Origin of the sequence: Lentzea albidocapillata (assembly GCF_000719115.1) — a bacterium.
Taxonomy (GTDB): Bacteria; Actinomycetota; Actinomycetes; order Mycobacteriales; family Pseudonocardiaceae; genus Lentzea; species Lentzea albidocapillata.
The window spans coordinates 161,660-177,270 of sequence record NZ_JOEA01000005.1 but is presented as its reverse complement, the minus strand read 5'-3'; the positions used below and the strand labels follow the sequence as shown (position 1 = coordinate 177,270).

The 15,611-nt window shown below is 69.8% G+C and carries 4 protein-coding genes (1 of these 4 cut by a window edge); 1 reads left to right on the top strand and 3 read right to left on the bottom strand.

The window, feature by feature from the left end:
* Positions 1 to 34 precede the first annotated feature (34 nt).
* From IG04_RS0107790 to IG04_RS0107780, 3 genes are all read right to left on the bottom strand, one after another.
* Entirely contained in the window at positions 35 to 445 is a 411-nt protein-coding gene (locus IG04_RS0107790; protein ID WP_084400804.1) for a Calx-beta domain-containing protein, read from the bottom strand.
* Positions 446 to 506: 61 nt separating this feature from the next.
* Positions 507 to 1,427, bottom strand: a complete 921-nt coding sequence (locus tag IG04_RS0107785; RefSeq protein ID WP_169745985.1) for a hypothetical protein — start codon at positions 1,425 to 1,427, stop codon at positions 507 to 509.
* A gap of 105 nt (positions 1,428 to 1,532) precedes the next feature.
* Complete coding sequence (locus tag IG04_RS0107780) at positions 1,533 to 3,038, bottom strand: ArnT family glycosyltransferase (protein WP_051769187.1); 1,506 nt, start codon at positions 3,036 to 3,038, stop codon at positions 1,533 to 1,535.
* A gap of 848 nt (positions 3,039 to 3,886) precedes the next feature.
* Between IG04_RS0107780 and IG04_RS42330 the strand changes: the two genes are divergently transcribed.
* Positions 3,887 to 15,611, top strand: the 5' portion of a protein-coding gene (locus IG04_RS42330) for a non-ribosomal peptide synthase/polyketide synthase (RefSeq protein WP_036014069.1). Its footprint extends 19,148 nt past the window's final position; 11,725 of the gene's 30,873 nt are visible here — the first part of the coding sequence; the start codon lies at positions 3,887 to 3,889; the stop codon falls past the right edge of the window.

Sequence of the window (15,611 nt, the reverse complement as noted above, 5' to 3'; positions counted from 1 at the left end):
TGAGTCACGCCACTAGCTCAGGCGGTCACGCTGTTCACCTCTTGCCGCCGATCGTGAACACGGCGACGCGCTTGCCGATCTGTCCCGGCTTCACGGAGGTGATCTCCAGGGTGAACTTCTTCTGTTCGCCCGTCACGCGCAGCACCTTGTACGGCACACCGGCCTGGCTTTCGCCCGCCTTGATGGTGACCGTTCCGCGTGGCATGGCCTGGTAGTCCTCACCCAGCTTCGCGGTGCCGTCGACGAACCTGTAGGCCACCTCGACGTTCTGCTGTGCCGGGCCGTTGCGCAGTTTCAGCGCCGCCGTATACGAGTCCGCCGACTCGTGCACGGGCCCGTCTATCGCGTCCACGACGACCGGGCAGTCCGGCGGCTCGCAGTCCGCTGCTCCATGCGCGGGCACGATCCCGAGCAGAAGCAGCAACAACACCATGATGGTTCTCATTGACAACCCTTTCGGTGGGTCCGTCTCCGAGTAACGGAGACGGACCCACCGGGGTTGATACTCAGTCCTTTTCGTTGATGAGGTATTGCGCTCCGCCGAGATCCATGCCCTGCGCGTCGGTCTGGCGCACGTGCAGCTCGGCCGGTCCCGCCTCCTTGTCGGTCTCGAACGTCAGCGCGGTCTGCACGCGTTCGTCACCCTTGAGCGTCAGGTTGTCGAAGCGGGCCTGGGGATCGACGACCTGGAACCGCGTCTCGCCCACCTGCTTCACGCCGGTCGCCCTGCCGCCGGCGGCCTTCCACCGTGCCGTGAGCTCCTGGCCGAGGTCGAACGTGATCGTGCCGGCGAACGGCCGTGGCTGCTCGAGGACGAGGTTCTGCCGGGCGTCGGCGCGCTCGGGATTGCCGATCGTGTAAGGCACGCGGACGGGTTCGAACGGGCGGACCCGCACGGAGTCGACGTTGCGCCACGCGATGTTGTTGTTCCGCTGCGCGTTCTGCTGGGTGTTGCTGCCCTCGGCGAACGTCATCGGGTCGGCTTTCGACTCCCACCGGGCGAGCAGGCAGAAGTGGGCGGGACCGGGCACGTTCCAGCCCGGCCAGGTGATCATGACCGTGGTGCCGCCGACCGGCACGGTGGAGCCCGCGGTGCCGACGTAGGTCCAGCCACCCGGCCAGGCCGTGCCGCCGCCGAGGTTGCTGCGGTAGAGGTGGAGGTTGCCGTCCACGGTGCCGATGCCGCCCGGCTTGCGTCTCAGGGTGACGAAGACGTAGTTGTTCACGCCCACGACGGGGTTCTGGGACACCGCGCACGGCACCGGCGTCGAGCACACCTTGATGTCCGGGCTGTAGTAGATGCTGCCGGTGCTCGGCTCGTTGCCGACGTCGCTCACGTTGTCCCGGACGAAGACGTCACGCTGGAACGGCGTCGCGCTCACGGCCGGAGCGATGAGCGTCGCGGCCGCCAGCAAGCCTGCCAGCATCGTTGCCAGTTTGGCTTTCACCATGTCCTCCATCGGTTGTGGACTGCCGAGGGAAGAAGTACCGCCGCGCTGTTGTGGCGACGTTGTCGTGCGGTTGTCGGTGGCTCAGTACGCCCCGATCAGCCGGTAGCCGGGCCACAGTGCGGACCAGGGTGCCCGAGGCTCGCGGCACACCGAGATGGCCCGGCCCTGCTCCGTGGTCTCCAGGCCGTACCCGTTGTCGATGCGTGCCACCACGTCGCACTGGTGGAAGTCCTGCTTCAGCCGGTTCTCGTCCACGCCGACCGCGATCACGACGTCCGCGCTGTCGGGCGGTGCTCCCCGGAAGTACAACTCGTTGTGCCCGCTGTGGATCGGAGGGAGCGGGTGCTCGTCGCGCATCCAGTGCAACGCGCCGGCCTCGCCGAAGTTCCGCGTCAGCACCACGGCGCGCGACCGTTCGTCGGCGGGCAGTGCGGCGTAGGCGTCCGCGACCTGCCCGACCAACCGCTCCCAGCCGATGGTCTCGGTCGTCAGGCTCGACCCGGGGTACTTCACGTACACCCGCGCCGGCATCACAGGCAGGGACACGACGACCTGAACCACGGCGAACACCGACAGCACGGCGACCACCATCCGGAGCCGTGACCGGCTGCGGGCGATCCACTCGTCCGCCACCACACTTCCCGCGGCGATCAACGGCACCCAGTAGCCCTCGGTGTAGTCGATGCCGCTGGGCGCGAGGGCGAGCACCAGCGCCGTGCCGAGGAGGTAGGCCGCCCCCAGCGCCCGCACCGGTCGCCACCGCGGCCGGCGCAGCACGAAGGCCAGGCCCGCTCCCAGGATCACGGTCACCGCCGGCCCCGCCATGATCGCGACGTCCAGGGGGAACATCAGGCCGTCGGTCCAGTTGCCCTCGGACAGCGCTCGCGCCATGACGAGCTGCGGCCAGCCGTTGACGGCCTGGTAGACGAAGTTCGGGGCGGTGAGCACGAGTGCCAGCCCGGCGCCTGCCCACAACCAGCGGCTGCGCAGTTCCCGGCGCGGGCCCACCACGAGCAGTGCCACCACCAACGTCACCGGTAGCAGGAGCACCACGTACTTGGCGTAGGTCGCCACCCCGCACGTGACACCCGCGGCCAGCCACCACCGGCCGTTCCCGCGCAGCAGCGCGCGCATCGCGAACAGCGCCACCGCGCACCACGCGACGAGGTCCGGGCTGTTGGTCAGCAGGAAGTGCCCCATGACGAGCACGACACCCGACGTGCCCGTTGTGGCCGCCGAAAGCACTTGTGCCCGTGTGCCGCCGCCCAGCTCCGCCGTGATCAGCGCGGAGAACACGACGATCGCCATGCCGCACAACAGGGCCGGCGCCCGGACACCCCACACCGTGTCGCCGAACAGCACCGTGCCCGCCTTCGCGAACAGCGGTGCGAGCGCCGGCTGGTCGAAGTAACCCCAGCGCGGATCGTCGCCCAGCATCCGGAAGTACAGCTCGTCGGCCGTGAGCCCGTAGTTCCCGGCCAGTGGGAACACCAGGGCCGCGTAGAGCACCGCGACCACCGCCACCGGGCGTCGCGCCAGCGGCACGGCCAGGCCGGTCCGTGCTGCCACGCCCTCGATCGTGAACACCTAATCGCTCCCCTCGTGGTGACCACGGGGTCACCGCGTCGGCGATGCTATCGATGATCAGCTTCCCGCGTTGCTCCAATCGGCAGCAATCACCTATGACGCAGAATCAAACACGAAGAAGATTGAATCCGATGGAACCGTCATAGGCCGGCGTGCGTCCATAGCACGTGCCAGGACACAGCGTTGTGCAATGGCTTCGAACGCGGACGATTGGCCGACAAACAACGGTCAGCTCGTCTTCGGCCTGTCTCAACTGGTTGGGTGAATCGGTGTTTAAATACCAAATTCCCGCTGAATGCAGGGGCTTTCGGGGTGCATGTGACGCGTGGCACAGGACTCGGTCACAGCCTGTGTCCGAGTGGGTGCGTCAGGTGACAATATGCACTAGTCCGCCGATCGGCGTATAAGCGCGTTGATGAGTTTTATAAGATTTGGAATTGGGCTGTTCGGCGGATTCATGCTGGTCCTGGGCCTGGCTAATCTGCGGTTGTCGCTTCGGCGGCTCTGGGGGCTTCTTTGGGGTGGGGTGCTTTCGCCGACCCGCTGATTCGCGTGTGCATCTCGCGAATCCGGTGGTCAGCGGATGACGCAAGGGGGTTTTCATGACTGTTGTACGAGAATTAACGCTTGAGTCACTCGCGGGCTGGTTACCCGCATGAGTGCAGCGTCGGTGAGCCGTAGATCGCGGTTCACTCCCAAGAACGCGACCTGATCCGCCGGCATCCTCATGCCCGGCGGCAGTCCACGAGCCCGGACTTCAAAAGGGGCTCCTTCAGCCGCTGTATCTATGGCTTCAGCGGTCTCTCTGTCCTGTTGTGTCGGGACAATCAGCAAAGAGGAGCAGTTCAGTGGTTGAGCGGCGCGCGCCCGGCGTTCGGTACTCGCTGACGGCGGCGCAGGTGGACATGTGGCTGTCCGCGGAGTTGCTCGGGGACACCCCCGAGTTCAACCCCGCGCAGTACGTGGTGCTCCGCGGGCCTGTCGACGAGGAGCTGCTGCGGGCAGGCGCCCGTGTCGCGGCACAGGAGACCGACGCGTACCGGCTGTACTTCGGTGAGCACGCGGACGGGTCGCCCTGGCAGGCGCTCGCGGACGAGCTTCCCGGCGACGTCATGCCGGTGGTGGACCTTCGTGGTGAGGCCGATCCGGCGGAGGCGGCGCGGGCGTGGATGCACGCCGACAGCGCCCGGCCGATCGACCACCGGGCGGCGCCGCTCTGGCGCTGGGCGCTGCTGCGCGTCGCCGGTGCCGAGTACTGGTGGTACCACCGGGCGCACCACCTCATCACGGACATCTTCTCGTTCAACCTGCTCACGCAACGCGTCGCGGAGATCTACTCCGGGGAGCACCGGCCGCGCTACTTCGGTTCCTGGGCCGATGTCGTGGCCGAGGACGAGGCCTACCGGCGGTCCGCCGACCGGGCGGCCGACGAGCGGTACTGGCTCGACTCGGTCGCGGACGCGGTGCAGGACAGGCAGGACGAACGGCGTGCCGACCGGCAGCGGCCGTCACGGCGGCGCACGGTCGCCGTCGACGCGGCGTTGCGCGGCGCGGTCCTCGACCGCTGTGCCGAGCTCGGCGTGCGCGTCCCGCACTTCCTCGTGTCGGCGTTCGCCGCCTACCAGCGGCAGCTGACCGATCGGGAGGACGTGGTGTTCAGCCTTCCCACGGCCGCCCGGCGCAGTCCGCTGGCCCGCGCTACTCCCGGCCTGCTCGCCAACGTCGCACCGATGGTCCTGCACGTGCCGGACGCGACGACGGTCCGGCAGCTGACCGGCGCCACCACCGCGCGGCTGGCCGAGATCGGCGCCCGGTCGAGGTACCGGGGTGAGGACCTGGCCCGGCGTCTCGGGGTCACCGGCAACGGCGCCTGGTTCGGTCCCACGCTCAACGTGGTCGACTTCAACCGGCCGCGGAACTTCGGTCCCGAGGTGTACGCCGACGCGCCCCGCAACCTGGCGGTCGGCCCGATCCGCGACCTCACCGTCACCACTTACGGCTGGTCTCGCGGTGATCAGGCGTGGCTCGACGTCGACGTCGAGGACGGCGTGGCCGCCGACGCCGAACTCGTGCTGCACGAGCAGCGGTTCCTGGAGGTGCTCGACCGGCTCGCCCGCGGGCCGGTGGACGGCGGGGTCCCTTCGTCCACTGTGGATCAGAGCTTCACCCGGCGCTGGGGATCCGGAGCCACGCCAGGAGCTGCGGCGAGCGTCCCCGATCTCATCGCGGGATACGCCGAGACCCGGCCCGGCCAGTCCGCTGTCGTGTGCGGTCAGGAGCGGCTCTCCTTCCGCGAGCTGGGGGAGCGGGCCGACGGGCTCGCCGCCCGGCTCCAGCGGGCCGGTGTGACGTCGGAGTCGCCGGTGGCGGTGCTCGTGCCGCGCGGGATCGAACTGGCTGTCGCCTTCCAGGGCGTGCTGCGCTCCGGTGGCGTGTACGTGCCGATCAACCCGCGGCTTCCCGCGGAACGGCTGGCGTTCCTGCTGGCCGACGTCGGCGCGGTCGTCGCGGTGACGACACCGGCGCTGGCCGGTGAGCTGGCCGGCTTCGCCGATGTACTGGTGCTCGGCGAGGAGTCTCCGGTCGCCGAGGCGTTGCCGGTGCGCGTCGAGCCCGGCGCGATGGCGTACGTGGCCTACACGTCCGGCTCGACCGGGCGGCCCAAGGGTGTGGCGGTGACGCATGCCGCGTTGTCGTCGTACGTGGCCGGTTGGCGCGAGGCGCTCATTCCGCTGGGCGGGGCCGGCACGGTGCTGTCGATGTCGGGCCCCGGTTTCGACGTGTCCATCGGTGACATGACGCGGGCGCTGGCTTTCGGGCAGACGGTGGTCTTCCTGCCGCACGACGAGGTCGTGTCGGTCGACTCCCTGCACCGGACGCTGGCCGACCACCAGGTCGAGGTCGCCGAGATCGTGCCCGGCATGCTCCTGCGCGATCTCGCCGCCCACTGCCGGGAGGCGGGTCCGGTCGAGTCGTTGCGCCTGGTCATCTCCGGCACGGACATGTGGACGTACGACGCTCTCGTCTCGGCCGTCGCGGCCGTGGCACCCAATGCCGTGCCGGGCAACGTGTTCGGCGTGACCGAGGCCGCGATCGACTCGATCTTCCACCCCGTTCTGGCGCGGCCGGAGCACGAGGGCGAGGTGGTCCCCATCGGCGGACCGCTGGCCGGCGTCGGTGTCTTCGTCGTGGACGGGTCGTTGCGGCCGGTGCCGGTGGGCGTCGAGGGTGAGCTGCTGGTCGGTGGCGCCGGTCTGGCCCGGGGTTACGTGGGCCGTCCGGACCTGACCGCGGAACGGTTCCTGCCCGACGTGTTCGGTGGATCCGGCGGGCGGTTGTACCGCACCGGTGACCGGGCGCGGTGGCGGGCGGACGGCGTGCTCGAGTTCCTCGGCCGGGTGGACGAGCAGGTGAAGATCCGCGGTTACCGGGTCGAACCTGGTGAGGTCGAGGTCGTCATCGGCGACCACCCGGACGTGCGTGATGTCGTCGTGGTGGCCCGAGATGGTGGCCCGCACGGCGACAAGCGGCTCGTCGCGTACGTCGTCGCGGAAGGCGAGTTCAGCGGTTCGGCGTTGCGGTCGTGGTTGCGGGAGCGGGTGCCGGACTACCTTGTGCCGTCGGTGTTCGTTGCGCTGGACCGGTTGCCGCTGACGCCGAACGGCAAGGTCGACCGCCGGGGCCTGCCCGACCCCGAGCCGGAGACGAGCGAGCTGTACGAGGCACCCCGGACGTCCACTGAGGACGCTCTGGCGGCGGTGTGGTCGCAGGTGCTGGGTGTCGAACGTGTTGGTGTGCATGACAACTTCTTCGAGCTGGGCGGCGACTCGATCCTGAGCCTGCAGATCGTGGCGCGTGCCCGTGCCGCCGGTCTGGGCCTCGGTGTGGCCGACGTGCTGTCCCGCCAGACCGTCGCCGAGCTGGCGGCCGCGGTGCGCGACAGCCCCGCGGTGACGCTGGCGGAGCAGGGCGTCGTCACCGGACCAGTGCCGCTGACGCCGATCCAGAACTGGTTCCTGGCGCAGGACATCGAGGACCGGGACCACTGGAACTGGTCGGGCGTGTTCGAGCTCGCACCGGGCACCGACCCCGATCGGCTCGCCGGGGCACTCGACGTCCTGGTCGCCCATCACGACGCGCTGCGCCTGCGGTTCTCCCCCGACGGCCAGCACAACGCCGGCGTCGAGGCCGCTGACCTGCTTCGGGTCGTCGAGGGCGACGCGGACGTGGTCGCGGAGATGACGGCGGCGCAGAAGTCGTTGCGGCTGGCCGATGGCCCGCTGGTGGCGGCGGTCTTCTTCGACCGCGGCTCTGAGCCCGCGTGGCTGGGCCTGGTCGTCCACCACCTGGTGATGGACGGCGTCTCGTGGAACGTCCTGCTGGAGGACCTCGGCACCGCGTACCGCTCGGAGGCGCTGGGGCCCAAGACGACCTCGTTCCAGCAATGGGCCGAGCAGCTCCAGGCGTTCGATCCCAGCGGCGAACGGGACCACTGGGCCGGGGCGACGTCCGGCGTGGTCGCGCTGCCGGTCGACGGCGACGGGCTCAACGACGAACGTTCCGCGCGGGTGCACACAACGTGGTTGGACGCCGGTACTACCGCCGCGCTGCTGGGCGACGCGCACAAGGCCTATCGCACGCAGGGCAACGACCTGCTGCTGGCGGCGCTGGTGCGCACGCTCGGTCCGTGGGCGGGCACCGACGAGCTGACCATCGACCTGGAAAGCCACGGTCGTGAGGCGATCGCCGACGGGGTCGACCTGTCGCGCACCGTCGGGTGGTTCACGTCGATCTTCCCTGTGCAACTGCGCCGGCACGAAGATCTCGGCACGACGGTGAAAACCGTGAAGGAGCAGCTCAGGGCGGTGCCACGCCGAGGTGTCGGCTACGGCGCGCTGCGGTGGTTGCACGGAGAACTGGCCGATGCGCCGGACCGCCCCGTGCTGTTCAACTACCTGGGAGCCGCCGCGGCCACCGGCGATCTGCTGCGCCGTGAACTGCCCGCGACATCGAGGGGCGCGGCGACGTCCGGCGAAGGCACGCGGTCCCATGTGCTGAACCTCGAGGTGACCCGCACGGCCGACGGGCGGTTGCAGGTCGAGTGGCACTACAGCGCAGGGCTGCACGAGACCGCGACCGTCGAACGGCTCGCAGGCGCTTATCAGCGGGAACTGGAGGCGGTGGTCGAGCACTGCCGGTCCGGGGTCTCGGGTCTCACGCCGTCGGACTTCCCGCTGGCGTCGCTGGCGCAGCACGAGGTCGACCGGCTGGCGGCGCGGTTCCCCGGCCTGGCGGACGTGTACCGGCTGGCGCCGGTGCAGTCGGGCATGTTGTTCGGTGTCGTGGGTGCCCCGGCCGAGGACGGGCTCTACTGGGGTCAGGGGATCTACGAGCTCACCGGCACCGTCGACGCGGACCGGCTCGCCGGTGCCTGGCGTTCGGTGATCGCACGCCAGGCGGCGTTGCGCAGCGGGTTCGTGTGGGAGGGCGTCAGCGAACCGGTGCAGGTGGTGCTGTCCGATGTGGACGTTCCGCTTCAGGTGCGCGACTGGTCAGGACTCGACGTAGACACCCAGCAGGCCCGGTTGCGGGAGTTGCTGGAGGAGGACCGCGCGCTGGGGTTCGACCTCGCCGCGCCGCCGCTGACGCGTCTGTACCTCGTCGATCGGGGTCTCGGGCAGTTCTGGCTCGTCTGGGGCCTGTACCAGGGTCTGTGCGACGGGTGGAGTCTGCCTGTCGTCATGGACGAGGTGCTGGCCGCCTATGACGGCTCGTCGCCAGGTCCGGTGCGGTCGTACCGTGAGTTCATCTCGTGGCTGGACGGGCGTGACCCCGGCGAGGCCGAGGGCTTCTGGCGGTCCTATTTGGACGGCTTCGAGGCGCCGACGCCGTTGGCGGTGGACCGCTTGGCCACCAGCCACTACGCGCAGGACCGGCGGCGCACGCACCTCGACGCGAGAGTGACCGCCGGCCTGGTCGACCTGGCCCGCCGGGAACGCGTGACGTTGTCGGCGGTGGTGCAGGCCGCGTGGGCCAAGGTGTTGTCGGCGTCGTCCGGTGAGGACGAGGTGGTGTTCGGCCTGACCGTGTCGGGCCGTCCGGCCGAACTGGCCGGGGTCGAGTCGACCGTGGGCCTGTTCATCAACACGCTGCCGGTGCGGGTCGCCGTCCCGGCGGACGTGCCGTTCACGTCATGGCTGCGGGAGTTGCGCGACAACCAGGGTGCGGTGCAGCGGTTCGAGTACACGCCGCTGGTCGACGCGCAGCGCTGGTCGTCCGTGCCCGGTGGCCGCGCGTTGTTCGACAGCATCGTGGTGCTGCGCAACTACCCCGGCGGCCAGAGCCGTGTCGCCGACTTCGAGCTGTCGCCGTTGCTCGACTCGGTGGAGCAGGGCAACTACCCGCTGACCTTCGCCGTGGATGTGGAGGCCGAGCTCAAGATCGAGGCCGAGTTCTCCACCGCCGCGTTCGACGCGGTGACGGTCGAACGGATCCTCGACCAGCTCACAGTCGTGCTGACGGCGGTGACCGAACGGCCGGACCTGGCCGTGCAGGACGTGCCCTTGCAGCGGCCGGAGCAGGCGGCGGCGTTGGTGGCGTGGGGCGAGACCCCCGAGCCCGCCGTCGAGCGGCCGGTGCCGGACCTGATCGACGACTGGGCGCGGATCTCGCCCGAGGTCGCGGTGGTCTGCGGTGCGGAGAGCCTGACGTTCGCCGAGCTGGGTTTCCGGGCCGACGCGCTGGCCGGTCGGCTGCAGCGCGCCGGAGTGGTGGTGGGGTCGCGGGTCGCGGTGCTGGTGCCGCGCGGGATCGATCTCGCCGTCGCCTTCCAGGGCGTGCTGCGCTCCGGTGGCGTCTACGTGCCGGTCAACCCGGGGCTTCCCGCGGAACGGCTGGCGTTCCTGCTGGCCGACGCCGGTGCGACGGTCGCGGTCACGACTCCGGCGCTGGCCGGTGAGGTGGCCGGGCTCGCCGAGGTGCTGGTGCTGGACGAGGACTCTCCGGGATTCGGCGCCCTGCCGGTGCGCATCGATCCCGATGCGTTGGCGTACGTGGCTTACACGTCAGGATCGACCGGACGGCCCAAGGGCGTGGCGGTGTCCCACGGCGCCTTGTCGTCCTACGTGGCGGGATGGCGGGAAGGGCTCGCCGATCTGGGCGGTCCTGGCACGGTGCTGTCCATGTCGGGCCCCGGGTTCGACGTGTCCATCGGCGACATGACACGTGCGTTGGCTTTTGGCCGCACGGTGGTGTTCCTGCCGCACGACGAGCACGTGACGGTGGAGTCGCTGCGCGAGACCTTGGTGGATCACGAGGTCGAGGTCGCGGAGATCGTGCCGGGCATGCTGTTGCGCGACCTGGCGGCGCACTGCCGGGAGGCCGGGCCGGTCAAGTCGTTGCGCCTGGTGATCTCCGGTACGGACATGTGGACGCATGACGCGTTGACCACCGCCGTGGCCGAGGTGGCGCCGAATGCGGTGCCGGGCAACGTGTTCGGTGTGACCGAGGCGGCCATCGACTCGATCTTCCACCCGGTCGGCGAGGACCATCCTGCCGCGGTCGTGCCGATCGGTACGCCGCTGGCCGGTGCCCGTGCCGTCGTGGTGGACAGCAGGATGCGGCCGGCGCCGGTGGGTGTTCCTGGTGAGTTGCTGGTCGGTGGTTCCGGTGTGGCCCAGGGGTATGTGGGCCGGCCTGACCTGACCTCGGAGCGGTTCGTTCCCGATGTGTTCGGTGGGTCCGGCGGGCGGTTGTACCGGACCGGCGACCGGGCGCGGTGGCGTGCGGATGGCACGATCGAGTTCCTGGGTCGTGTCGATGAGCAGGTGAAGATTCGTGGCTACCGGGTTGAGCCCGGTGAGGTCGAGGTCGTCATCGGCGATCACCCTGATGTGCGTGATGTTGTTGTGGTGGCGCGAGATGGTGGCCCCCACGGTGGCAAGCGCCTTGTCGCGTACGTGGTTGCGGAGGGCGAGTTCAGCAGCTCGGTGCTGCGGGCGTGGTTGCGCGAGCGGGTGCCGGACTACCTTGTGCCGTCCGTGTTCGTGGCGCTGGACAGGTTGCCGCTGACGCCGAACGGGAAGGTGGACCGGCGCGGTCTGCCCGAGCCGGAGCTGGAGGCGGTCGCCGAGACCTATGTCGCGCCCCGGACCGCTGCGGAGGAAACTCTCGCGGCGGTGTGGAGTGGCGTGCTCGGCGTTGAACGTGTTGGCATGCATGACAACTTCTTCGAGCTGGGCGGCGACTCGATCCTGAGCCTGCAGATCGTGGCGCGTACTCGTGCCGCCGGTCTGGGTGTGGACGTGGCGGACGTGTTCGCCCACCAGACCGTTGCCGAGCTCGCGCTCGCGGTGCGGGAAGCACCTGCGGTCTCGCTGGCGGAGCAGGGAGTCGTCACCGGACCCGTGCCGTTGACGCCGATCCAGCGGTGGTTCCTGGCGCAGGACATTCCGAACCGGGACCACTGGAACTGGTCGGGTGTGTTCGAACTGGCTCCCGGCACTGACCCGGTCCGGCTGGGTCAGGCGCTCGACGTCCTCGTCGCGCACCACGACGCACTGCGGATCCGGTTCGGTCCGGACGGCCAGCACAACGCGCCGGTCGGGACCGGTGGGTTCCTGCGCGTCGTCGAGGGCGACGAGGCCGTGGTCGCGGAGATGACCGCCGCGCAGACGTCGTTGCGTCTGGCCGATGGCCCGCTGGTGGCCGCGGTGTTCTTCGATCGCGGTGATCAGCCTGCGTGGCTTGGTTTGACCGTGCATCACCTGGTGATGGACGGCGTCTCGTGGAACGTGCTGCTGGAGGACCTCGACACCGCGTACCGCTCGGAGGCGTTGGGGCCCAAGACGACGTCGTTCCAGCAGTGGGCCGAGCACCTGCTGGAGCTGGAGGCCGGCGGCGAGCGGGAGCACTGGGCGGCGGCGACGTCGGATGTGGTCGCGCTCCCCGTGGACGGCGACGGCCCGAACACCGAGGCGTCCGGCGCCGTGGTGCGCACCTGGCTGGACGCGGACACGACCGCTGCGCTGTTCGGCGAGGCACACAAGGCTTATCGGACGCAGGCCAACGACCTGCTGCTCGCCGCACTGGCGAACGTCCTGGGGGAGTGGGCGGGCACCGACCACGTCACGGTCGACCTGGAGAGCCACGGCCGTGAGGGCCTGGACTTGTCGCGCACCGTCGGGTGGTTCACGTCGATCTTCCCCGTGCGGCTGAGCCGGTACGAGGGCGTCGGCGCGACGGTGAAGGCCGTCAAGGAGCAGCTGCGGGCGGTGCCGCGCCGCGGTGTCGGCTACGGCGTGCTGCGATGGGCACAGGGCGAGCTGGCCGGTGCGCCGGACCGGCCGGTGCTGTTCAACTACCTCGGTGCGTTCGACGCCGTGGACTCGGCCGGGCTGATCCGCCGCGAACTCGCCGCCGAGCTGGCCGGCCCGATGGAGGGACCTGGCGGGACGCGGGCCTACCCGTTGCAGCTCGAAGTGGTCCGCGCGGAGGACGGGCGGCTGCGGATCGACTGGCTGCACAGCACCAACCTGCACCTCTCCGAGACCGTGGAACGGGTCGCCGCCCACTACGTCGAGGCGTTGCGCGCACTGGTGGCGCACTGCCGGACAGGGGTCACGGGCTTCACGCCGTCGGACTTCCCGTTGGCGTCGTTGACGCAGGACGAGTTCGACGGGCTTGCTGCGCGTTATCCGGTGGCGGACGTCTACCGGCTGGCGCCGGTGCAGTCGGGCATGTTGTTCGGTGTCGTGGGTTCTCCTGTCGACGGCCTTTACTGGGGGCAGAGCGTCTACGACCTGGCCGGTCCGATCGACGCCGACCGGCTGGCCGGTGCCTGGCGTGCGGTGATCTCCCGGCATGCCGCGTTGCGCAGCGGGTTCGTCTGGGAGGGCGTCAGCGAACCGGTGCAGGTCGTACTGTCCGATGTGGACGTTCCGCTTCAGGTGCACGACTGGTCGGGTCTCGACTGGGACGCCCAGCAGGTGCGGCTGCGCGAACTGCTGGCCGAGGACCGTGCGCTGGGCTTCGACCTGGCGGCGCCGCCGTTGATGCGCCTGTACCTGGTGGATCGCGGCGAGGGCCGGTTGTGGCTGGTGTGGGGCCTGTACCAGGGTCTGTGCGACGGGTGGAGCCTGCCCGTCGTCATGGACGAGGTGCTCGCCGCCTACGACGGCTCGCCGCTGGCTCCGGTGCGGTCGTACCGCGAGTTCATCTCGTGGCTGGACGGGCGTGATCCGGACGAGTCGGAGTCGTTCTGGCGCAGGACGCTGGACGGGTTCGAGGCGCCCACGCCGTTGCCGGTGGATCGGCTGGCGGCCAGCCACTACGCGCAGGACCGCCGCAAGACGATGCTGGACGAGCGCGTCACCACGAAGCTGGTGGAGCTGGCGCGCAAGGAGCGCGTGACGCTGTCGACGGTGGTGCAGGCGGCGTGGGCCAAGGTCCTGTCCGCGTCGTCCGGTGAGGATGACGTGCTGTTCGGGCTCACCGTGTCCGGCCGGCCGGCTGATCTGGCCGGCGTCGAGTCGATCGTCGGCCTGTTCATCAACACGCTGCCGGTGCGGGCCGTCGTGCCCGCGGACGTGCCGTTCACGTCGTGGCTGCGCGAGTTGCAGGACAACCAGGTCGCGGTGCAACGGTTCGAGTACACGCCGTTGGTGGACGTGCAGCGCTGGTCGGCTGTTCCCGGCGGCCGCGCGCTGTTCGACTCCATCGTGGTGTTCGGCAACTACCCCCACCGGGAACTGCCGGACGACCTCGCCGAGATCCCGGACGGGTACGCCTCCGTCGACTCGGTGGAGCAGGGCAACTACCCGCTGACCTTCGCGGTCGACCTGGAACGCTCGCTGCGCATCGAGGCCGAGTTCTCCACGGCCGCGTTCGACGCCGTGACGGTCGAACGCGTCCTCGACCAGCTGGTGGTCGTGCTCACCGCCGTCGCGGAACGGCCTTCGCTGGTCGTCGCGGACGTGCCGTTGCAGCGGCCGGAGCAGGCCGCGGAACTGGTGGCGTGGGGCGAGACCCCTGTGCCGGAGGCCGAGCCGTCCGTGCCCGAGTTGATCCACAGCTGGGCGGACACCGACGCCGTTGCCGTGGTGTGCGGCGATGAGCAGCTCACGTTCGCCGAGCTGGGTGCTCGCGCCGATGGCCTCGCCGTCCGGCTCCAGCAGGCCGGTGTGACGGTGGAGTCGCCGGTCGCCGTGCTGGTGCCGCGTGGTCTTGAGCTGGCCGTGGCGTTCCAGGGCGTGCTGCGCTCCGGTGGCGTGTATTTGCCGATCAACCCTGGGCTTCCCGCCGAACGTCTCGCGTTCCTGCTGGCCGATGCCGGTGCGGACGTGGCGGTCACGACCGCGGCGCTGGCGGGTGAGCTGGATGGGTTCGCCGGGGAAGTGCTGCTGGTGGACGACGTGTCCACAGTCGGCGAGCTTGCCCCGGTCGACCTGAATTCCTTGGCGTACATCGCTTACACGTCGGGCTCCACGGGACGGCCCAAGGGTGTCGCGGTCACGCATGCCGCGCTCTCGTCCTATGTGGCCGGTTGGCGTGACGGGCTGGCCGCGCTGGGCGGACCTGGCCCCGTGCTGTCGATGTCCGGGCCTGGGTTCGACGTGTCGATCGGTGACATGACTCGGGCTTTGGCGTTCGGCCAGACCGTGGTGTTCCTGCCGCACGACGAGCACGTGTCGGTGGAGGCGCTGCACGTGACGTTGGTGGAGCACCGGATCGAGGTCGCCGAGATCGTCCCCGGCATGCTCCTGCGGGATCTGGCGGCACACTGCCGGGTTGCCGGGCCGGTCGAGTCGTTGCGCCTGGTGATCTCCGGTACGGACATGTGGACGCATGACGCGTTGACCGCCGCTGTGCGCGAAGTGGCGCCGAATGCGGTGCCGGGCAACGTTTTCGGTGTGACCGAGGCGGCGATCGACTCGATCTTCCACGCCGTGACGGAAGACCATCCGGCAGCCGTGGTGCCCATCGGCACTCCGCTGGCCGGTGCCCGCGCGGTCGTCGTCGACTCCGCGCTGCGGCCTGTTCCTGTTGGTGTTCCCGGTGAACTGCTGGTCGGTGGCGCCGGTGTGGCGCGTGGCTACCTGGGACGTCCCGACCTGACCTCGGCGCGGTTCGTGCCGGACGTGTTCACCGGTTCTGGCGAGCGTCTTTACCGCACTGGTGACCGGGCTCGGTGGCGTGCGGACGGGACGATCGAGTTCTTGGGTCGTGTCGACGAGCAGGTGAAGATCCGTGGTTACCGGGTCGAGCCTGGTGAGGTCGAGGTCGTCATCGGTGACCACCCGGCTGTGCGTGATGTCGTTGTGGTGGCACGAGATGGTGGGCCTCACGGCGGCAAGCGCCTGGTCGCGTATGTGGTTGCAGAGGGCGAATTCAGTGGTTCGGCTCTGCGGACGTGGTTGCGCGAGCGCGTGCCGGATTACCTTGTGCCGTCCGTGTTCGTGGCGTTGGACCGGTTGCCGCTGACGCCGAACGGGAAGGTGGACCGTCGCGGTCTGCCCGATCCCGAGCCCGAGATGACGGGTGAGGCCTACGTCGCGCCTCGGACCGCGGCCGAGG

Excerpts from the sequence above, each read along its gene's own strand:
- IG04_RS0107790 (WP_084400804.1), bottom strand. The coding sequence starts at position 445 with ATGAGAACCATCATGGTGTTGTTGCTGCTTCTGCTCGGGATCGTGCCC.
- IG04_RS0107785 (WP_169745985.1), bottom strand. The coding sequence starts at position 1,427 with ATGCTGGCAGGCTTGCTGGCGGCCGCGACGCTCATCGCTCCGGCCGTG.